Source organism: Nonomuraea sp. NPDC004186 (genome assembly GCF_053603495.1).
Map to the genome: position 1 here is coordinate 72,070 of NZ_JBSGFQ010000038.1, position 19,373 is coordinate 91,442.

Here is a 19,373-nt window from a genome sequence, read left to right on the forward strand (position 1 = left end):
AGTGCGGCGGGATGCGGGAGCGCTAGGCGAGGGCGTGGGCCGCCAGGCGGGCGCGATGGGCTTGCGGCGGCCCGAAAAGCTGCGCGTCCGAGGTGGCCCGCTTGAGGTAGCGGTGCGCAGGATGCTCCCAGGTGATCCCGATCCCGCCGTGCACCTGGATGTTCTCGCCCGCCGCCGCCAGATACGCCTCCGTGCAGTACGACCCCGCGATCGCCGCGTACACCTCGTCGACCGCCGCCGCCCCCGCCGCCGACCTGGCCGACTCCACCGCCAGCAGCAGATCGGCGAGCTTGTGCTTGATCGCCTGGAACGACCCGATCGGCCGCCCGAACTGCCGCCGCCGCTTCGCGTGCTCCACCGCCATCTCCAGGCACCGCTGAGCCCCGCCCACCTGCTCGGCGGCCAGCGCGGCGATCCCGAGGTCGCGTACGCGGGGCCACGAAGAGCCGTCGCCGAGCCGCCGTGCCGGGGTGTCCTGGAAGGAGAGCTCCCGCAGCGGCCGGCTCTCGTCCATGGTCCGGTACGTCCTCGCCCGGGTGGGCACGGCCGCCACCAGCAGCCCGTCCACGTAGACCAGCGCCAGCTCGCCCGCCAGCGCGTACGGGACCACGCCCGTGAGCAGGCCGGACTCCAGCCGGAGGGCACCCTCGCCCGGCGGCACCACGGTCGCGGTCGTGGCGCCGTCGGCCAGCGCCGGGAGGAGGTCGTACGCCCCGCTCGCCGTGAGCGCCTCGACGGCCATCACCGCCGTCTGCAGGAAGGGGTGGGGCGACAGCGCCCGGCCCAGTTCCTCGCTCACGGCGGCCATTTCGGCTGGACCGCATCCCGCGCCGCCGTGTTCCTCGGGGATCAGCAGCCCCGCGATTCCCACGTCGTGCGCGAAAGCCTGCCATGGTGCGTCCGGCCGGTCGGCGAGGTAGTCGCGGACGACGGCGCGGAGCTCATCGGGGAGTGCCACGAACCCATGCTAACCAAGCGATTGTTTGTTTTTGCATTCAGGTTGCCCAAATTTGCCTTTTTTGTACAGTCACATAATCTGGCACTGGTCATCCCAAGGGTTACCCGGGGGAGGGTTGACCAGGGAAATGGATATGGACGACACCAGCATCGACTACGCCGACCTCGCCGAGTACGACCGGCGACAGCGCGGCATCGAACGTCACCTTCTGTCGGCTTTCTTCGGAGGACTCGCCGTCGGGCTCGTCGGCATGCTCCTCGCCGGCAAGGGTCCCGCCTGGGTCGGTCAGATCTACGACCCGTACGTCTACCTCGGCCTGTCGCTGGCCGTGGGCGCCACGGCGTCGGGGTTCGGGTGGGCGTTGCTGACGACGTTCCTGGCCGTGGCGTCCACGCTGGTCGCGGCCATGGGCACGAGCGCGCTGAGCGGCAGTATGGCCTTCGACGTCGTCGGAGGCAGCGCCGCCGGGCTCAACTGGACGCTCGCCCTGCTCGTCGCTCTGGGCCTGCTGGCGTTCACCACCCGCAGGGAGGACGTCTGGGGCGACCTCGCGGCGGGCGCGGTCGGCGCGGCGCTGATCGCGGACGTGGTGGACCGGGCGACGCCGGGGTTCATCGACAGTGAGCGGTCCTTCTGGCCGGTCCCGGCGCTGTTGATCGGGTTGCTGTCCGTCGCGCTGGTGTTCATGCTGCGCAGGAACGCCTGGGGCCGGGTACGCGCGCTGGCGCTGTCGGCGGTGTTCTCCGCTCTGTTCACGGCGTTTCTGGCCGCCTTCGTGTCCGGCTGGATCCCGTTGACGGTCTGAGTCCTGCGGGACCTGTGGATAAGCTCGCGCGCGGCGGCACCCGGAGTCGATAGCCTGTAATCCTTCACATCCAGGTTCGAGCAAGGAGTAGCCGTGTTGCTGCGCATGTCGTCGTTGTTTCTTCGCACCCTGCGGGACGACCCGGCAGACGCGGAAGTGCCGAGCCACAAGCTCCTGGTCCGCGCCGGCTACGTTCGCCGGGTGGCACCCGGCATCTACTCCTGGCTGCCCCTCGGCAAGATGGTGCTGGAGAACGTCGCCAGGATCGTCCGCGAGGAGATGAACCGGATGGGCGGTCAGGAGGTGCTCTTCCCCGCTCTGCTGCCCCGCGAATACTACGAGGCCACCGGCCGCTGGACCGAATACGGTGACACGCTCTTCCGGCTCCAGGACCGCAAGGGCGCCGACTACCTCCTCGGCCCCACGCACGAGGAGCTCTTCACCGACATGGTCAAGGGCGAATACTCCTCGTACAAGGACTATCCGGTCACCCTCTACCAAATCCAGACCAAATACCGCGACGAGGCCCGGCCCAGGGCGGGCATCCTGCGCGGGCGCGAGTTCCTGATGAAGGACTCGTACTCGTTCGACCTCGACGACGACGGGCTCAAGCACTCCTACGAGCAGCACCGCGACACCTACATCCGCACGTTCGACCGGCTCGGCATCGACTACAAGATCGTGTTCGCCCAGTCGGGGGCGATGGGCGGGTCGGCGTCGGAGGAGTTCCTGGCGCCCACGCCCACAGGCGAGGACACGTTCGTGGCCTGCCACTCGTGCGGCTACGCGGCCAACGCCGAGGCCGTCGTCACGACCGCGCCCGCCGCCCGTCCGGTCGAGGACGCGGCGCCGCTGCAGGTCATGGACACGCCCGACACCCCGACCATCGAGACGCTGGTGTCGTACGTCAACGAGCACCATGGCCTGTCCGTCACCGCCGCCGACACGCTCAAGAACGTGGTGGTCAAGGTCACCACGCCGGGCTCCGACAAGGTCGAGACCCTGATCATCGGCGTGCCCGGAGACCGCGAGGTCGACTTCAAGCGCCTGGAGGCGGTGCTGGCGCCCGGCGAGCCCGCCATCTTCGAGGCCGCCGACTTCGCCAAGCACCCCGGGCTCGTACGCGGCTACATCGGGCCGCAGGTCCTGAGCTCGCTCGGCATCCGCTACCTCGTCGACCCCCGGGTCGTCACCGGCACGTCCTGGGTGACCGGCGCCAACGAGCCGGGCAAGCACGCCGCCAACGTGGTGGCCGGGCGCGACTTCACCCCCGACGGCACGATCGAGGCCGCCGAGGTACGCGCCGGCGACCCCTGCCCCCGGTGCGGCTCCGGCCTGTCCATCGACCGCGGCATCGAGATCGGCCACATCTTCCAGCTCGGCCGCAAGTACGCCGACGCCGCCGGCCTCGACGCCCTGGGCCCCGACGGCAAGCCGATCCGCATCACGATGGGCTCCTACGGCATCGGCGTCTCCCGGGCCGTGGCGGTCATCGCCGAGCAGGCCCACGACGCGCTCGGGCTCGTGTGGCCCCGCGAGGTCGCTCCCGCGGACGTGCACATCGTCGGGACCGGCAAGGAAAACCAGGTGGAGGCGGCTCTGGAGCTGGGAGCCGAGCTGGAGTCGCGCGGGGTGCGGGTGCTCGTGGACGACCGGCCCTCGGTTTCGCCGGGGGTGAAGTTCAAGGACGCCGAGCTGCTGGGGCTGCCGACCATCGTGGTGGTCGGGCGCGGGCTGTCGCAGGGGGTCGTGGAGCTTCGGGACCGGGTCTCCGGTGAGAAGTCGGAGATCCCCCTGTCCGAGGCCGCCGACCGCATCATCGCCGCCCTCGCCTGACCCACGCCTTCGCGCCGGGCCCCACGGGGCTCGGCGCGCCTTCGGGGCACCCTTGGAGGCGAGGCGCCCTCGAACACCACCCACCGCGGCCGGCGATGCGCCCTCGGGTGGGGTCGTGCGCCGGGTAGGGATGCGCCCTCGGGAGCCGATGCGCCGGGGGCGGTGACGTGCCTCCGGAGACGTCGGGCTCCGGCTCGCGGGGCTCCGGGCCCGGGAGGGGATGTCGCTTCTTGGTGCGACGCCGCTTCTTGGGGGCGACGCCGCGCCCACCTCCCGCCACCACGACGTGCCGGGCGCTGTCGTGATGAGCACCGCTCACGTGGTTGGCCGCCGTCCATGTGCGCCGGGCTCCGCCGCACGCCGTCCCGCCGACGCGGCGCGTTTGGGGGGGTCTCCCCACGGTTGCTGCGATTGGGGACGTCTCCCACTGCGATGCCGCGTTGCGTCGTACCGACCAGCGCCCCATCGCGCCGCAGCCACCGCCACCGCCGTCGCGCCCCGTTGCGCCGTCCCGCTCCGCTTCCGGTGGACGGCGCTTCCCTTGAACGGCGCTGTGGTCGGACGTCGTCGCGTGCCGTTCCGACGAGGTGATGCGGGGGAGGCACGCGAGTGACGGGCTCGAGGTATCAGGCGATGGGCACGGGGGTTTTGGTGCGGCGGCGGAGCAGGGGTGGGCCGATGAGGCAGGCGATTGCGATGAGCAGGATGGCCAGGGAGACCGGGCGGGTGACGAAGATCGAGGGGTCGCCCTCGCTGAAGGCCAGGGCGCGGCGGAACTGGACCTCCATCAGCGGCCCCAGCACCGCTCCCAGGATCAGCGGCGCCACCGGGTACCGGGCCCGGTGCAGGATCCAGCCCAGCAGCCCGAACCCGTACGCCACCAGCACCTCGAAGACGCTCTGGGAGATCGAGTAGACCCCCAGCGTGGCGAAGGTCAGGATGGCGGCCGTGAGGAGGGCGGCGGGGACGGTGAGGAGCTTCACCCAGACCCGGATCAGCGGCAGGTTGAGCACCAGCAGCATCACGTTCCCGATGTAGAGGCTGGCGATCAGCGTCCACACCAGCACCGGTTGCTGGTCGAAGAGCTGAGGCCCTGGCTGCACGTTGTAGATCTGGAACGCGATCAGCAGCATGCTCGCCGTAGCCGATGTCGGGATGCCCAGCGTCAGCAGCGGCACCAGGACCCCCGAGAACGCCGCGTTGTTGGCCGCCTCGGGCCCGGCCACGCCCTCGATCGCACCCTGGCCGAACTCCTCCTTGTGCTTGGACAGCCGCTTCTCGACGTTGTAGCTCAGGAACGTGGGAAGCTCGGCGCCCCCGGCGGGCAGCGATCCGATCGGCAGGCCGAACAGGGTCCCGCGCAGCCAGGGCTTCCACGACCTGCGCCAGTCCTCGCGGGTCATCCCCACTTTCCCGGAGACCGCGACCGGAGGTTGCGCCGGCTGGTGCCGGGAGGCGGCCGTGGAGATGGCCTCCGCCACCGCGAACAGTCCCACGGCGACCGCCACCACCGACAGCCCCTCGTAGAGGTCCGGCACGCCGAACGCGAACCGCGGCTGCCCGGTCATCTGGTCGATCCCGACCATCCCGATCGTCAGGCCGAGGAACAGGCTCGACAACCCCCGTACGATCGAGTCCCCCATGAGCGAGGTCACCGTCACGAACGCGAGCACCATGATCGAGAAGTACTCGGCCGGCTGGATCAGCTTGGCGATGTTCGACATGCCGGGGGCCAGGAACGTGATGACGACCGTCGAGATCGTGCCCGCCACGAACGACCCGATCGCCGCCGTGGCCAGAGCCGCCCCCGCCCGGCCGCGCCTGGCCATCGGATAACCCTCGAGCGTCGTGGGGATCGAGGCCGTCTCGCCCGGGATGTTGAGCAGGATCGCGGTCGTCGAGCCGCCGTACATGCCGCCGTAGTAGATCCCGGCGAACATCACGAACGCCCCCACCGGATCGAACACGAACGTCAGCGGCAGCAGCAACGCGATCGTCGTGGCGGGCCCGAGCCCGGGAAGCACGCCGACCAGCGTGCCGACGGTGACGCCGAGCATGGCGAGCAGCAGGTTCTGCAGGCTCAGCGCGTGGCCGAAGCCGTCCAGCAGGTTGCCGAGCACGTCCATCTCAGATCGCCAATCTGACCAGGCCCGGCGGCAGCGAGATGCCGAGGAGCCGGTCGAACAGGAAGTACGTGGCCAGCGCCAGCGCCAGCCCCACGAGCACGTCGCGCACCAGCCTCCTGCTGCCCAGCACCCTGGCGACGGCGACGAAGAAGGCGGTGGTCGCCTGCCAGTAGCCGGCCGGGACCAGGAGGATCGCGTAGCCGGCCAGGCTGCCGATCAGGAGGAGGACGGAGGGCCAGTGCGGCTTCTCCGCCACCTCAGCGCCGGCATCGGTGGTGGCGGGGGCCGGCTCCCGCGTACCCGGTCTGAAGGCCTGGACGACCCCGATGACCGACACCACCGCCAGCCCGATCCCCACCAGCAGCGGGAACGCGCGCGGCCCCACCGCCTGGTAGCCCTCGCCCTGCGGGATCGCGAACGCCTGGGCCAGCACCACCACGGCCGCCGCCAGGAAGCCGAGCGAGACGATCCGCTGGGTCACTTGCCGAGCCCCAGTTCGCCCAGGATGGTGGTGACCTGGGTTCGCTGCTGGGCCAGCACCTGGCCGAACTGGTCGCCCGGCTGCCAGTCCTCGACCCAGTTGTTGCGCTCGAGCACCTTCTTCCAGCAGGGGGTCTGGCGCACCTTGTCCAGCAGTCCGATGACGTCCTGCTGCTGCTCCTTGGTCAGCCCGGCGGGAGCGAGCACGCCGGCCAGCGTGGAGATCGCCGCGTTGGACAGGCCGAGCTCCTTCATCGTGGGCGCGTCGATGCCCGCGACCCGCTGCTCGGAGTCCACCGACAGCACCCGCAGCTCGCCCGCGGAGATCTGCGCGCGCAGCTCGGCGACGGTGTCGATGCCGGCCGTGGCGGCGCCGCTGAGCAGCAGGTTCAGGGACTCACCGCCGCCCGCCGTGGGCACGAAGTTGACGTCCTTGGCGGCGACGTTCCGCTCCTTGGCGAGGCCCGCCACCGTCATCTGGCCGGGCCCGCCGAGCGAGCCGCCCGTCCACTTGACGCTGTAGGGCTTGGCCTCCATGGCGTCCAGCAGCGACTTCAGATCCTTGTACGGCGACTTCGCCGCCACCACGATCGCGGTCGGCCCCCGGCTCAGCCCGGCCACGGGGGTGAGGGTGGCCAGGTCGACCGGCGACTTGTTGTTCACGATGCCGCCCAGCATGGTCACGCTGTCCATGACCATGAGCTGGTACGGGTCGCCCTTCTTCTTGGCGAACTGGGCCAGCCCGATGGTGCCGCCCGCGCCGGGCACGTTCGTGACCGTGGTGTCCACGTCGGCCACCTTGCACTCGCTGAGTGAGCTGGCGATGCCGCGCGCCCGCGTGTCCCAGCCGCCGCCGGGGCTGCCCGGCGCCATGATCGCCAAGGGCTTGCTGGGATAGCCGCCACCCGAGTCGGTGGCCTCGCCCACGGCGCAGCCGCTGAGCGTCACGGCCACCGCGGCGGCGGCCAACAGCTTGATCTTCATGATGACTCCCGGGGGGTGAGGATCGATGCGAAGAAGTCCTTGACCGGCTCGAGCACCGACATAGGGTCGTGACCCACGCCAGGCACGACGTCGAACCGCACGTCGATGCCATGGGCCGCGAAGTTGTCGCGCAGCGCCTTGAGCCGTTCGATGCGGGTGACCCCGTGGGCGTCGGCGCCGTCCATCCAGTTGGAGTCGCCCTGGTTGTTGATCTCCCAGGTCTCCACGTCCGCACTGCCTACGACCATCTGCACCGGCACGTCACGAAGCTCCTCGAATCTGGGAGCGCTGCCGAACTCCTCCTCGAACCCCTCCAGCCCGATCCACCACGGGCTGCTGTGATCGATGTACGTTATCCGCCCTGGTGCACCGATTGACAATCCGGTGAGCCGGTCGGGGTGCAGGTAGGCGAAGCGGTGCACGAACTGGCCGCCGCCCGAGAACCCGTGCAGGAGGAACCGCTCGGTCCGTACGTTGAAGCGCTCGCCGATCTCCTCGACCATGGCCAGCAGCGCGTGGTCGAAGCGGATGTCGCCGTACTTGAGGAACTTGAAGCTGTGCAGGTCGTAAGGGTCGTCGCCGACGCCGGCGGGGAAGAGCGGGGCCAGGACGAGGCAGCCGTGCTTCTCGGCCCACTCGGCGAAGTTGTCCCGGTACTGCGGGCCGCGCCGTCCCGTGCCGTGCTGCAGAACCGCCAGCGGCAGGGGAGCGCCGTCCTGGTCGTGCGCCGACGGGACGTACAAGCAGTAGGAGAACCTCTGGTCGTACCTCGACGCGAATACGGTCGTCGCACCCGCCGAATAGAAGCCGGTCGGATGCTTGACCACGTGCAGTTCCTCAGCCATGACGCCACAGCCTGGGCAAACGCCGGGTGACTCTCAAGCAGATTGTCGTCAACGCGGTAATGTGCAGGGTGGCCGTCACGCTCCTCCTCGACTCCCCCGGCACCGGATCCGTCGCCGTCCAGCGCTCGCCGCTGGCCGAGCTGTGCGCCTGCCTCCACGTCCTCGACGAGCCCGGCCACCACCCCGGCAGCGCGAGCTGGGTGGCCAGGGCGCACGCCGGGCTGGACAGCGAGCTGCTGGCCACGGCCGCCGCCTGGGCGCCGCTCTGGAGCGCCTTCCGCGCCCGCTACCTGCTGCCGCTGTCGGCGGGGCCGGCGCGTACGCTGGCCGGCGAGCTGCGGGAGGTGGCCGGGCTGCCCATCGGCGACTTCGTGGCGATGACCGTGCAGGCCCTCATCGGCAAGAACGACACCGAGCTGGCGCCCAGGCTCAGTGACGAGGTGCTGCAGCGGCTGCGGCTGATCTCCACCAGCCGCATGGAGATCGGCGCCCGGCTGCGCGCCGACCCCGAGGCGTTCCGCGGCGAGCTGCTCGGCTTCCTCGCCGACTTCGCCGCCGCGGCCTTCGACGCCGAATGGCCGTCGCTGCGGCCGGCCCTCGACCGCGACCGCGCCGAACGCGTACGCGACCTGCACCGGCGTGGCGCCCTGGTCCTGGCCGACCTCCCGACCGCGTCCACGTCGTCCGGCGCGCGAAGGCCGCTGCGCATCGTGTTCGACAAGCTCTACAACGCCACCGCCCGCGTGGACGAGGGGCGGCCCTGCCTGCTCGTCCCGACCGTCCACGGCCGGCCGCACTTCGTGATCAAGCACTATCCCGGCTACCCGGTCGTCATCCAGTACAGCGCCGACGGCGCCACCACGCCGACGCTGGAGACGGCCAGGCGCCGGCTCGCCGCGCTCCAGGATCCGACCAGGCTGCGGCTGGCGTACGCGATCCTGCGCAACCCCGTCGCCACCTCCGAGCTGGCCATCCAGCTCGGCATGACCGCTCCCCAGGTCTCCAGGCACCTGCGCAGGCTCAGGGAGGCCCAGCTCGTGCACACCCACCGGCGCGGCTCGGTCGTCTACTACCAGCTCGACGCCGACGCCGTCGAACGCCTCGGCCCCGACCTGCTCTCCGTCCTCTACCGGTGAAGAGCCCGCGCAGTGCGGAGGGTCAGCCGCCCTCCTGCGACGCCGAGGGCGACGAGGGCGGGGACGGGGGCGGCGCCGCCGCGGGCATGCCGGGGAAGGCCGGGGGCTGGGCGGGGCGGAAGGCGTACGAGCGGGTCGTCGCCTCCTGCATGGCCTGCGCGGCGTAGCGGCGCAGCGAGACGTCCTGCGCGGCGGCCAGCTCGAGGTAGGCGGCCGTGACGCCGGTCTCCAGATGCACCGCCAGCTTGACCGCCAGCGCCGGCCCAGAGGGGAAGAACGGCAGCGCGTAGGACGCGTCGGGCTCGGCCGGCCGCCCGCCGCGCGCCGTGATCAACGTGCGGAGCTGGTCGCGCTGCGTCCGGTGGGCGTCGAAGGCCTCGCTCATCCTGGCCCGCAGCGACCCCGACGTCCGCGCCCCCAGCAGCCCGTACGCGAACAGCACGGCATGCTCGGCGGCCAGAGCCTTGCGGAGTTTCTCGACGTCGTCGGGGTTCACAGCGACCTCGGCAGGGCGAGTACGTGGGCGGCCTCGCAGGCCCCGATGCTGGCGATGAGCTGGGCCACGCCCGGTGAGACGCGGTCGAGCTGGCGGATCCGCAGGGCTGCCGCCTTGCGCTCCAGATCGCGCAGGCGCGACAGGGACGGCTTGGGGGAGGAGGTCGGGGTGGAGGTGGCGGTGACAGGCGGGGCCGAGGCCACGGTGACGTATTTGCGAAGCTCGTTCACGTGGGCCTGGTGACGATCACGGAACGGCACCAGTTTCTGCGCCCCGCCGGAGATCAGCGCCGAATAGAGCGCGATCGTCCGCTCCTTCTCCGCGATCAGGTCCTTCAGCAGCGTGGTCTCAGGGGAGTCGGAGGCCCGGACGGACGGCTGCGGCGGGCCGGTGGCGCTGCAGGCGGTGAGAGCGGCCGCTCCGCCCGCCAGCAAGGCTCGCCGGGAGAGGTGACGCGGGCGCACGGGCTAGAACCTCCAGTGACGGTGGAGCCGACCGACGGAAAGCCGCCCATGGGCAGGCGCACCCGATCGACGCCGCGGCGGCGGGCCCTTCGGGGGCTTTCTCGTCGGTAGCATCGTACGGGCTGGTGCCCGCGATCGCTGTCAGGCGACGCTCCGCCATTCGACCATGACGAGTGGCGCTCTTTCCGTGCCCCCATACAGATAGGGTGTCAACTGTCGTCGCTGGCTGAGCGGCCAGACGGCGGAGAGCCAGAGGCGAGGTCCGCCCGGCTGAGACATGACAATAGGGGAGGTCGATATGGGCAGCGCATCACCCCGCGACCACCTGATGAAGCTCCTTGAGCCTGTGGTCAGCGCGGAGGGCCTCGATCTTGAGGACATCACGGTCACCCAGGCCGGCAAGAGACGGCTGCTGCGCGTGATCGTCGATCGCGACGGCGGCGTGAGCCTCGACGACGTGGCCGACGTGAGCCAGGCGGTCTCCACGGCCCTCGACGACGACGACTCGATGGGCCAGGCGGCCTACACGCTGGAAGTCTCCTCGCCGGGCGTCGACCGCCCGCTCACCGAGCCACGCCACTGGCGCCGCGCCGCGAAACGCCTGGTGAAGGCCGAGATGCGAGACGGCACCGTGGTGGAGGGCCGCATTCTGGCCGCGGACGAGGCCGGTGTCGACCTCGACGTCGAGGGCGCCGCACGCAGACTTGATTACGAGGACCTGACCCGGGGACGGGTACAGGTGGAGTTCCGCCGGATCGACGACGTCGACGGCGACGAAGGCTAAGGGGGAGCCGTCGTGGACATCGACATGAGCGTCCTGCGCAGCCTCGAGCGAGAAAAGGACATCTCCTTCGACCTGGTCGTCAAGGCGATCGAGGACGCGCTGCTGATCGCCTACTTCCGCACCGACGGCGCCGCCTCCAAGGCGCGCGCCCAGCTCGACCGCAGCAGCGGCCACGTCACGATCTGGGCCGCCGAGCTGGACGAGGATGGCGAGGTCGTCAGGGAGTACGACGACACGCCCAGCAACTTCAGCCGGATCGCCGCCACCACCGCCAAGCAGGTCATCCTGCAGCAGCTGCGCGACGCCGAGGACGAGATCAACTTCGGCGAGTTCGCCAGCCGCGAGGGCGAGCTGGTCTCCGGCGTCATCCAGCAGGGCAAGGACCCGCGGGTGGTGCTGGTCGACCTCGGCAAGATCGAGGCCGTGCTGCCGCACCCCGAGCAGGTCCCCGGCGAGGACTACGTGCACGGAGAGCGCATCCGCGCCTACGTCGTGCAGGTGAAGAAGGGCCACAAGGGCCCCTCCGTCACCTTGTCGCGCACGCATCCCGGGCTGGTGAAGAAGCTGTTCGCGCTGGAGGTGCCCGAGATCGCCGACGGCACCGTGGAGATCGCCGCGGTGGCGCGCGAGGCGGGCCACCGTACGAAGATCGCGGTCAGGTCGCGCAAGCCCGGCGTCAACGCCAAGGGCGCCTGCATCGGGCCGATGGGCTCGCGGGTGCGCAACGTGATGACCGAGCTGCACGGCGAGAAGATCGACATCATCGACTGGTCGGAAGATCCGGCCGAGTTCGTGGGGAATGCTCTGTCACCAGCGCGTGTTTCCCATGTCGAGGTGCTCGATCTCGAGGGGCGCGTCGCACGGGTGACCGTGCCCGACTACCAGCTTTCGCTGGCCATCGGGAAAGAGGGCCAGAACGCCCGGCTTGCCGCGAGACTCACCGGATGGCGGATCGACATCCGGCCGGATACTCAGGCCGAAGATGCCGCCGGTTCCGTAGATGCGTCAACACGGTAAGCTGGAATATGGTGGCCAAGCGACCCCACAGCGCACCTGTGTGGGCTGCAGGGTTCGTACGGCTAAGTCCGAGCTGCTCCGTCTGGTGCGGGTCGAGGACCATGTGGTCCCTGACCTGCGAGGACGGCTTCCTGGCCGCGGTGCATCGCTGCATCCGTCCTTGAGCTGTCTGGAGCTTGCCGAGCGTCGCCGAGCGTTTCCGCGCGCTTTCCGCGTGGCGGGGCCGCTTGACGTCTCGCGCGTGCGGGCGCAACTGGAGGGAGACCACGCAAATGTCATGTAGGACGCCGAGTTGATGGGCGGAGTCAGATTGCTATGAGCGCCTGATGAGCACGCGGCGATGAAGACGTCAAGTTAGCGACGGTCCGGACGGCATAGCCAGCCTCCCGGGCCGAGTAAGGGAGTGCAGTGGCGAAGGTCCGGGTATACGAGCTCGCTAAGGAGTTCGGCGTAGAGAGCAAGGTCGTCATGGCCAAGCTCCAGGAGATGGGAGAGTTCGTCCGTTCGGCGTCCTCGACCATCGAGGCGCCGGTGGTCCGCAGGCTCACCGAAGCTCTGGGCGCATCGAAGGGTGGGCCCTCCAGAGGCGGCGGACAGCCGTCCAACAGGCCGCAGCCGCCCAAGGCTGCTCCCCGGCCGGCAGAAGGCCAGGCCGGTAACGGCGCCGCGCAGGCGCCGGTCCCCTCAGCCCCGCGTCCGGGGCCGGGCCCCAGGCCCGGTCCGGGTCCGCGTCCGGGTCCAGCGGGCGGCGGTCAGCCGCGCCCGCCGGTGCCCATGCCTCACCAGCAGCTGCAGCAGCCCGAGGCTGCTCGCGGTGAGACGTCCGGGGCTCCTCAGGCACGGTTCGAGAGCGGCGCGCCCGCGCGCCCGACTCCGGGTCCGCGTCCCGGCCCTGGTGGTGGTGGCGGCGGTGGCCGTCCCGGCCCCAAGCCGGGTCCCGCGCCCCGTCCGGGCCCCAGGGACGGCGGCGGCGATCGGGGCGACCGGCAGGCGCCGCGTCCCGGCGCGCCCACCGGTGGCGGTCCCCGCCCCGGTCCGGGTCCCAAGCCGGGCCCGCGTGGTCCGCGTCCCGGTAACAACCCGTTCTCCTCGACCGCCAGCGGCATGGGCCAGTCCCGTCCGCCGCGTCCCGGCGGCCCGCGCGACGGCGGCGGTCCCGACCGCCGCGAGCGCCGCGACGGCCCGCCGCGCGACGGCGCGATGCCGCGCCCGCCGCAGGGCCGCGGTGGCACCGGTGACGCCGGTCCCCGTCCCGGTCCGCGTCCGGGCCCGCCCGGTGCGGGCGGTCCGCGTCCGGGTCCCGGTGCGGGTGGTCCCCGTCCCGGCGGTCCGCGTCCCAACCCGATGATGATGCCGCAGGGTCGTCCTGCCGGTCCCGGTGGTGGCGGCGGTGGCCGTCCCGGCGGCGGCGGCGGTGGCGGTCGTCCCGGTGGTGGCGGCGGTGGCCGTCCCGGTGGTGGCGGCGGCGGTCGTCCCGGTGGCGGCGGCGGCTTCGCCGGTCGTCCCGGCGGCGGCGGTGGCACCGGCCAGCGCACCGGCACCGGTGGTCCCGGTGGCGGCGGCGGCGGTTTCGCCGGTCGTCCCGGTGGCGGCGGTCGCGGTCGCGGCGGCGGCACCGCGGGAGCCTTCGGGCGTCCCGGCGGCCGTCCGGCCCGCGGGCGCAAGTCGAAGCGGCAGAGGCGCCAGGAGTTCGACAACATGTCGGCGCCGGCGATCGGCGGTGTGCAGGTCGCTCGCGGCAACGGCGCGACGATCCGCCTTCCGCGCGGCGCGTCGCTGTCCGACTTCGCCGACCGCATCGGCGCGAACCCCGCCTCGCTCGTGCAGATCATGCTGCACCTCGGCGAGATGGTGACCGCGACGCAGTCGGTGAGCGAGGACACGCTGCAGATCCTCGGCACCGAGCTGGACTACAACATCCAGGTCGTCAGCCCGGAGGAGGAGGACCGCGAGCTTCTCGAGGCCTTCGACATCGAGTTCGGCGAGGACGAGGGCGACGAGGACGACCTCGCCGCGCGTCCGCCGGTCGTGACCGTCATGGGTCACGTCGACCACGGTAAGACCAAGCTGCTCGACGCCATCCGCAAGACCAACGTGGTGGCGCGCGAGGCGGGTGGCATCACCCAGCACATCGGTGCTTACCAGGTCGCCGCCGAGCACGAGGGCATCGACCGGAAGATCACCTTCATCGACACCCCGGGTCACGAGGCGTTCACCGCCATGCGTGCCCGAGGCGCCAAGTCCACCGACATCGCGGTGCTGGTGGTCGCGGCCGACGACGGTGTGAAGCCGCAGACGATCGAGGCTCTCAACCACGCCCAGGCGGCCGACGTGCCGATCGTGGTCGCGGTCAACAAGATCGACAAGGAGGGCGCGGACCCCAACAAGGTGCGGGCCCAGCTCACCGAGTACGGTCTGGTGGCGGAGGAGTACGGCGGTTCCACGCTGTTCGTCGACATCTCGGCGAAGAACGGCACGGGCATCGACAACCTCCTCGAGGCCATCCTGCTGACCGCGGACGCCGAGCTCGACCTGCGGGCCAACCCGACGATGGACGCCCAGGGCATCGCGATCGAGGCGCACCTCGACCGTGGCCGCGGCCCCGTCGCGACCGTCCTGGTCCAGCGCGGCACGCTGCGCGTCGGCGACTCCATCGTCTGTGGCGAGGCCTTCGGCCGCGTCCGGGCGCTGCTCGACGACAACGGCGAGCCGGTCGACGAGGCCACGCCGTCCCGTCCCGTCCTGGTGATGGGTCTGACGGCCGTGCCGAGCGCCGGTGACAACTTCATCGTCGTCACCGACGACCGGATGGCCCGCCAGATCGCCCAGCAGCGCGCGGCGCGCAAGCGCAGCGCCGACATGGCGAAGTCGAGCCGTCGCCGCAGCCTCGAGGACATCTTCAAGGACCTCGAGAAGGGCAGCGTCGACGAGCTCAAGCTCATCATCAAGGGTGACGTGTCCGGTTCGGTCGAGGCCCTGGAAGACGCTCTGCTCAAGATCGACGTCGGCGACGAGGTCAGGCTCCGTGTCCTGCACCGCGCGGTCGGCGCGATCACCGAGTACGACGTCAACCTGGCCGTGGCCGACGACAACGCGGTCATCATCGGCTTCAACGTCCGCCCCGAGCCTCGGGCGCGCGACCTGGCCGAGCGCGAGGGCGTCGACATCCGCTACTACTCGGTCATCTACCAGGCGATCGAGGAGATCGAAGCGGCGCTCAAGGGCATGCTCAAGCCCGAGTTCGAAGAGGTCCAGCTGGGCACGGCGGAGATCCGCGCGATCTTCAAGGTGCCGAAGATCGGCAACATCGCCGGTTCGCTGGTCCGCTCGGGCCGGATCGTGCGCAACAGCAAGGCCCGCCTCATCCGCGACGGTGTCGTCGTGACCGACAACCTCACCGTCTCCTCGCTGCGGCGGGAGAAGGACGATGTCACCGAGGTCCGCGAGGGCTTCGAGTGCGGTATCGGCATCGGCTACAACGATCTCAAGGAAGGCGACGTCATCGAAACCTTCGAGATGCGGGAGAAGCCGCGAGACTAACGCGCGGCGCGGCGCCCGGCGGGAGATCCGCCGGGCGCCTCTCGCACGTCCTGGCCTGGTCCCCACCGCAGCAGGCCGGGCGTGCGTTCACCACACCAGATCAAGCGGTGGTTGCCAACGATGTATGTGGGTGCTCTGACCCTGGACATCCTGCTCGGCGACGTCAGGTCGCTGAAGCAGAAGCGCTCTGTCGTACGGCCGCTGATCGCCGAGCTGCAGCGCCGTTATCCCAGCATCGCGGTGGCCGAGGTCGGCCATCTCGACCTGCGCCGCAGGGCCGAGGTCGGCGTCGCGGTGGTCTCCTCCTCCGCGGGTAACTGCAACGAGATCATGGACGCCTGCGAGCGGATGGTGGCTTTCCGCCCGGAGATCGAGCTGCTGTCGGCCAGGCACCGGCTCTACAACGACGAAGATTGAACGACTGCACGGCCAGGTCGTGCGTGAGGGGGAGCGAACATGGTGGATGCCGCACGAGCGCGGAAGCTCGCCGACCGCATCCAGCAGATCGTCGCCGAGATGCTGGAGCGCCGGATCAAGGACCCGCGCCTGGGCTTCGTCACCGTGACCGACACGCGCGTCACCGCCGACCTGCGCGAGGCGACCGTGTTCTACACCGTGTACGGCTCCGAGGCCGAGCGGTCCGACAGCGCGGCCGCCCTCGAGAGCGCCAAGGGGATCATCCGCTCCGAGGTGGGCCGCCAGACCGGCGTGCGCTTCGCCCCGACGCTGACGTTCAAGCACGACCCGCTGCCCGACTCCGCGCGTCACCTCGACGACCTGATCACCGCCGCCCGGTCCCGGGACGCGGAGGTGGCGCGCCGGGCCGAGAACGCCTCCTACGCCGGCGAGTCCGACCCCTACCGCAAGCCCGAGGAGGGCGAAGCGGACCTGAGCGAGGACGACCAGGCGTGACGCCCGACGTGCGCGATAGAGCGGATCGCCCGTTCCGTGCGGACTCCCGCACGGTCACCGGCGGCGCGATCCCCGAGGCCGCATGGGACCGGGCCCTGCGGCTGATCGGCCGGGCCGACGAGATCGCGCTGGCCTGTCACGTGACGCCCGACGGCGACGCCCTCGGGTCGATGCTGGCCGTGGGGTTCGTGCTGCGGTCGCTGGGCAAGCGGGTCGTCGCGTCGTTCGGCGACCACCACTTCGTGGTGCCGCGGCTGCTGCGCTTCCTGCCCGGCCAGGACATGCTGGTGCCGCCGGCGGACTATCCGGCGGCGCCGGAGCTGATGATCACCTTCGACGTCTCGACGTTCGAACGCCTCGGGCTCCTGCGCGAGAACACCGCCAGGGCCCGAGAGGTCATCGTCGTCGACCACCACCCCTCGAACGAGGGGTTCGGCACGCTCAGCCTCATCGACTCCACGGCAGCCGCGACGGCCGTGCTGGCCGAGCAGTTGATGTACCGGCTCGGCGGAGGGCTCGACCGCGACATCGCCGTCTGCCTCTACACCGGGCTGGTGACCGACACGGGGTCGTTCCGGCACTCCTCGACCACGCCCGCCGTGCACCAGATGGCGGCCAGGCTCGTGGCGACCGGGCTGCGCACCGACGAGATCGCCCGTGAGCTGTGGGACCGTTCCCCGTTCGGCTACCTCAAGGTGCTGGCCGCCGCCCTCGACCGGGCGGCGCTGGAGGACGGGCTGGTCTGGACGTACGTGACGCGGGTTGACCGGGCCGCGCACGGGCTCCCGTACGCGGAGCTGGAAGGCATCATCGACATCGTCCGGCGCACGGACGAGGCCGAGGTCGCGGTCGTGCTCAAGGAGGACGACCAGGGCGACTGGCAGGTGTCCACCCGATCCAAGGGCAATGCCGACGTCGGGGCCGCGTGCGCGGCCCTGGGCGGCGGCGGGCACCACAACGCGGCCGGTTACACCTCGCACGAGACCGTGGAGGCGACCATGGACGCCTTCCGGCGCGAACTTGGGAAGGTTGGATGGTCGAGAGCGGGCTGATCATCGTCGACAAGCCGGGCGAGTGGACGTCCCACGACGTGGTGGCCAAGATGCGGCGCATCGCGGGCACCCGCCGTGTGGGACACGCGGGCACGCTCGACCCGATGGCGACGGGCGTGCTGGTGGTCGGCGTGGAGAAGGCCACCAGGCTGCTCGGCCACCTGACGCTGACCGAGAAGGTGTACGAGGCCACGATCAGGCTCGGCGTGAGCACGAACACCGACGACGCCGAGGGCGAGGTCACCGCCACGGCCCCGGCGTCCGGCGTCACGGCGGCCGAGATCCACAAGGGCGTCGCGGCGCTCACCGGGGAGATCATGCAGATCCCACCGCAGGTGAGCGCCATCAAGGTGAACGGGCAGCGCGCCTACAAGATGGCCCGCGCGGGCGAAGAGGTCGAGCTGCGGGCCCGGCCCGTCACCGTGCGGACGTTCGACGTGCTCGACATCCGGGCGCACGACGACGTCGTGGACGTGGACGCGGTCGTGACCTGCTCCAGCGGCACCTACATCCGCGCGCTGGCCCGCGACCTGGGCGCGGCGCTCGGGGTCGGAGGGCATCTGACGGCGCTGCGGCGCACCCGCGTGGGGCCCTACGGCCTGTCGCTGGCCAGGACCATCGACCAGCTCGCCGAGGAGTGCGTGATCCTGCCGATCGGCGAGGCGGTGGCGGCGGCGTTCCCGCGCCGGGACGTGACGGCCGAGGAGGCACGCGTCATCGGGCACGGGGGACGGCTGGCGGCCGCCGGGCTGGGCAAGGGGCCGATCGGCGTGTTCGGGCCTGAGGGCGATCTGCTGGCGCTGGTGGAGGAGCAGGGCCGAGTGGCCAAGCCCCTCGCCGTCTTCGTCTCCTAGACCCCTCTGAGGGCTTCGTAAGGGGTTATACGGGTTTGCGGGCGACGATGATGTCGCGGACGATCGCCTGGTCGACCCAGTGCTCGAAGTCGGGGTAGTCCATCACCTGGAGCCCCGCCCCCTCGAGGATCTGGGCCAGCTCCGAGCTCTTGCCGCCGTAGGTGTTCCACGAGATCCCCATGGCCCCGCCGGGCCGCAGCAGCTCGGCCCAGCCGGGCACGGCCTGTCGCAGCAGCTCCATCGGGCTGCGCGACAGCCCGCCGCCGCCCTTGCTGCCGTGCTGGACCCCGTAGGGGGTGTCGGTCACCAGGGCGTCGAACGAGCGCGGCTTGAAGAAGTCCCTGCTCTTGAGGGTGTCGGCGTTGACCACGGCCAGGTGCTGCACGTCGCCGGCCTTGACCGCCTCCTTCGACAGCCCGAAGGTGACGTTGAGCCGCCGCCCGACCAGGGCCCGCTCGCGCCGCACCGGCACGGTCTCGGCGGTGTGCTTGAGCCGCTTGTTGCGCAGCCAGGTCTTGATGAACCCGGAGTAGGCCTCGAAGTCCTTGCCGTCGACGTCGAGCCCGTACGCGTCGTAGCCGTACATGAGGGCCTGGTTGAGCGTCGTGCCGCGCCCGCACAGCGGGTCGAAGACCGAGAGCCGCTCGCCCAGCCCCTTGGCCCCGGCCAGCAGGGTGACGTTGAGCAGCAGCTTGGTGAAGTGCTCGTTGGTCTTGCCGGCGTATTTCTGGATGGTGATCAGGTCGCTGGTCAGCCGGTCGAGCGACGACATGGAGAGCGGCCGGAGCAGCTCCCCTTCAACCCCGAAAATCGCATAAACAGAGGAAAGATTCGACAAAAGAGAAATATCCGGCTGCGTCAGCGGCTCGGATGTCTCGAAAATCACATACGGCACACCGCCGATGGTGGTCTCCTCGCTGGCGAGGACCTTCCCGTCCAAGCCGTACCTGCTGAAGACCGCCAGCTCACTCCTGGTCAGCCGGATGGAGCTCTCCCCGTAGACCCGGTTGAAGGCAGGCAGGATCAGAAGCGCGTAACGAGGCATGATGCCCGATCCTATCGCCCTCGATTGGAGCGAACGGTG

At 70.7% G+C, this 19,373-nt stretch carries 19 protein-coding genes; 11 read left to right on the top strand and 8 right to left on the bottom strand.

All coding sequences use genetic code 11. From position 1 onward, the window contains the following. Positions 1-22 precede the first annotated feature (22 nt). Positions 23-958, bottom strand: coding sequence for an acyl-CoA dehydrogenase family protein (locus ACWEPL_RS28840; protein ID WP_452437985.1), 936 nt, complete (start codon positions 956-958; stop codon positions 23-25). Between the two features lie 133 nt (positions 959-1,091). Between ACWEPL_RS28840 and ACWEPL_RS28845 the strand changes: the two genes are divergently transcribed. Next, positions 1,092-1,763: a hypothetical protein gene (locus tag ACWEPL_RS28845; RefSeq protein ID WP_363967727.1), complete on the top strand. Its 672-nt coding sequence runs from the start codon at positions 1,092-1,094 to the stop codon at positions 1,761-1,763. A gap of 93 nt (positions 1,764-1,856) precedes the next feature. Beyond that, positions 1,857-3,599 (top strand): proline--tRNA ligase, encoded by a 1,743-nt coding sequence (locus ACWEPL_RS28850; protein WP_363967725.1) that lies wholly within the window; start codon positions 1,857-1,859, stop codon positions 3,597-3,599. 626 nt (positions 3,600-4,225) lie between these two features. Here the strand turns inward: ACWEPL_RS28850 and ACWEPL_RS28855 are convergent. Genes ACWEPL_RS28855 through ACWEPL_RS28870 form a run of 4 tightly spaced genes read right to left on the bottom strand, consistent with a single transcriptional unit; the run spans position 4,226 to position 8,034 of the window. Further along, on the bottom strand, positions 4,226-5,725 hold the full coding sequence (locus tag ACWEPL_RS28855; RefSeq protein ID WP_452437986.1) for a tripartite tricarboxylate transporter permease: 1,500 nt from the start codon (positions 5,723-5,725) through the stop codon (positions 4,226-4,228). Between the two features lies 1 nt (position 5,726). Next, on the bottom strand, positions 5,727-6,206 hold the full coding sequence (locus tag ACWEPL_RS28860) for a tripartite tricarboxylate transporter TctB family protein (RefSeq protein WP_452437987.1): 480 nt from the start codon (positions 6,204-6,206) through the stop codon (positions 5,727-5,729). Beyond that, positions 6,203-7,189 (bottom strand): Bug family tripartite tricarboxylate transporter substrate binding protein, encoded by a 987-nt coding sequence (locus ACWEPL_RS28865; RefSeq protein WP_452437988.1) that lies wholly within the window; start codon positions 7,187-7,189, stop codon positions 6,203-6,205. The genes ACWEPL_RS28860 and ACWEPL_RS28865 overlap by 4 nt, the downstream gene beginning before the upstream one ends. Further along, complete coding sequence (locus tag ACWEPL_RS28870; protein WP_452437989.1) at positions 7,186-8,034, bottom strand: hypothetical protein; 849 nt, start codon at positions 8,032-8,034, stop codon at positions 7,186-7,188. The genes ACWEPL_RS28865 and ACWEPL_RS28870 overlap by 4 nt, the downstream gene beginning before the upstream one ends. Positions 8,035-8,102: 68 nt before the next feature. Here ACWEPL_RS28870 and ACWEPL_RS28875 point away from each other — a divergent pair, with 68 nt between their 5' ends. After that, the gene (locus ACWEPL_RS28875; protein WP_355201577.1) at positions 8,103-9,170 is read left to right on the top strand and encodes an ArsR/SmtB family transcription factor; all 1,068 of its coding nucleotides are present in this window, start codon (positions 8,103-8,105) and stop codon (positions 9,168-9,170) included. Between the two features lie 22 nt (positions 9,171-9,192). Here the strand turns inward: ACWEPL_RS28875 and ACWEPL_RS28880 are convergent, their stop codons facing one another. Both ACWEPL_RS28880 and ACWEPL_RS28885 read right to left on the bottom strand, forming a co-directional pair. Then, positions 9,193-9,666 carry a ferritin-like domain-containing protein gene (locus tag ACWEPL_RS28880; protein WP_363967714.1) on the bottom strand — a complete coding sequence of 158 codons (474 nt, stop codon included), beginning with the start codon at positions 9,664-9,666 and terminating at the stop codon, positions 9,193-9,195. Then, positions 9,663-10,130, bottom strand: a complete 468-nt coding sequence (locus ACWEPL_RS28885) for a hypothetical protein (protein ID WP_452437990.1) — start codon at positions 10,128-10,130, stop codon at positions 9,663-9,665. The genes ACWEPL_RS28880 and ACWEPL_RS28885 overlap by 4 nt, the downstream gene beginning before the upstream one ends. Positions 10,131-10,428: 298 nt before the next feature. On the opposite strand from ACWEPL_RS28885, the gene rimP reads away from it, so the two are divergent. The 8 genes from rimP (at position 10,429) to truB (ending at position 18,289) form a co-directional block, all read left to right on the top strand. Beyond that, positions 10,429-10,914 carry a ribosome maturation factor RimP gene (rimP, locus tag ACWEPL_RS28890; RefSeq protein WP_355201583.1) on the top strand — a complete coding sequence of 162 codons (486 nt, stop codon included), beginning with the start codon at positions 10,429-10,431 and terminating at the stop codon, positions 10,912-10,914. Between the two features lie 12 nt (positions 10,915-10,926). Then, the gene (gene nusA, locus ACWEPL_RS28895; protein ID WP_363967710.1) at positions 10,927-11,931 is read left to right on the top strand and encodes a transcription termination factor NusA; all 1,005 of its coding nucleotides are present in this window, start codon (positions 10,927-10,929) and stop codon (positions 11,929-11,931) included. Further along, on the top strand, positions 11,915-12,214 hold the full coding sequence (locus ACWEPL_RS28900; protein ID WP_185071781.1) for a YlxR family protein: 300 nt from the start codon (positions 11,915-11,917) through the stop codon (positions 12,212-12,214). The genes nusA and ACWEPL_RS28900 overlap by 17 nt, the downstream gene beginning before the upstream one ends. Positions 12,215-12,339: 125 nt before the next feature. Next, entirely contained in the window at positions 12,340-15,471 is a 3,132-nt protein-coding gene (infB, locus tag ACWEPL_RS28905; RefSeq protein WP_452437991.1) for a translation initiation factor IF-2, read from the top strand. A gap of 120 nt (positions 15,472-15,591) precedes the next feature. Further along, a complete protein-coding gene (locus ACWEPL_RS28910; RefSeq protein WP_452437992.1) occupies positions 15,592-15,888 on the top strand; it encodes a DUF503 domain-containing protein in 297 nt (98 codons plus the stop codon). 39 nt (positions 15,889-15,927) lie between these two features. Beyond that, positions 15,928-16,383 carry a 30S ribosome-binding factor RbfA gene (gene rbfA / locus ACWEPL_RS28915; RefSeq protein WP_350724643.1) on the top strand — a complete coding sequence of 152 codons (456 nt, stop codon included), beginning with the start codon at positions 15,928-15,930 and terminating at the stop codon, positions 16,381-16,383. Further along, positions 16,380-17,435, top strand: coding sequence for a DHH family phosphoesterase (locus ACWEPL_RS28920; protein ID WP_363967704.1), 1,056 nt, complete (start codon positions 16,380-16,382; stop codon positions 17,433-17,435). The genes rbfA and ACWEPL_RS28920 overlap by 4 nt, the downstream gene beginning before the upstream one ends. Next, the gene (gene truB / locus ACWEPL_RS28925; RefSeq protein ID WP_452437993.1) at positions 17,417-18,289 is read left to right on the top strand and encodes a tRNA pseudouridine(55) synthase TruB; all 873 of its coding nucleotides are present in this window, start codon (positions 17,417-17,419) and stop codon (positions 18,287-18,289) included. Before ACWEPL_RS28920 ends, truB begins: the two co-directional genes overlap by 19 nt. 25 nt (positions 18,290-18,314) lie before the next feature. Here the strand turns inward: truB and ACWEPL_RS28930 are convergent, their stop codons facing one another. Then, entirely contained in the window at positions 18,315-19,334 is a 1,020-nt protein-coding gene (locus ACWEPL_RS28930; protein WP_452437994.1) for a TRM11 family SAM-dependent methyltransferase, read from the bottom strand. Between the last annotated feature and the right edge of the window lie 39 nt (positions 19,335-19,373).

Excerpts from the sequence above, each read along its gene's own strand:
- ACWEPL_RS28845 (WP_363967727.1), top strand. The coding sequence starts at position 1,092 with ATGGACGACACCAGCATCGACTACGCCGACCTCGCCGAGTACGACCGG.
- truB (WP_452437993.1), top strand. The coding sequence starts at position 17,417 with ATGGTCGAGAGCGGGCTGATCATCGTCGACAAGCCGGGCGAGTGGACG.
- rbfA (WP_350724643.1), top strand. The coding sequence starts at position 15,928 with ATGGTGGATGCCGCACGAGCGCGGAAGCTCGCCGACCGCATCCAGCAG.
- ACWEPL_RS28870 (WP_452437989.1), bottom strand. The coding sequence starts at position 8,034 with ATGGCTGAGGAACTGCACGTGGTCAAGCATCCGACCGGCTTCTATTCG.
- ACWEPL_RS28930 (WP_452437994.1), bottom strand. The coding sequence starts at position 19,334 with ATGCCTCGTTACGCGCTTCTGATCCTGCCTGCCTTCAACCGGGTCTAC.
- rimP (WP_355201583.1), top strand. The coding sequence starts at position 10,429 with ATGGGCAGCGCATCACCCCGCGACCACCTGATGAAGCTCCTTGAGCCT.
- ACWEPL_RS28910 (WP_452437992.1), top strand. The coding sequence starts at position 15,592 with ATGTATGTGGGTGCTCTGACCCTGGACATCCTGCTCGGCGACGTCAGG.
- ACWEPL_RS28855 (WP_452437986.1), bottom strand. The coding sequence starts at position 5,725 with ATGGACGTGCTCGGCAACCTGCTGGACGGCTTCGGCCACGCGCTGAGC.
- ACWEPL_RS28865 (WP_452437988.1), bottom strand. The coding sequence starts at position 7,189 with ATGAAGATCAAGCTGTTGGCCGCCGCCGCGGTGGCCGTGACGCTCAGC.
- ACWEPL_RS28900 (WP_185071781.1), top strand. The coding sequence starts at position 11,915 with ATGCGTCAACACGGTAAGCTGGAATATGGTGGCCAAGCGACCCCACAG.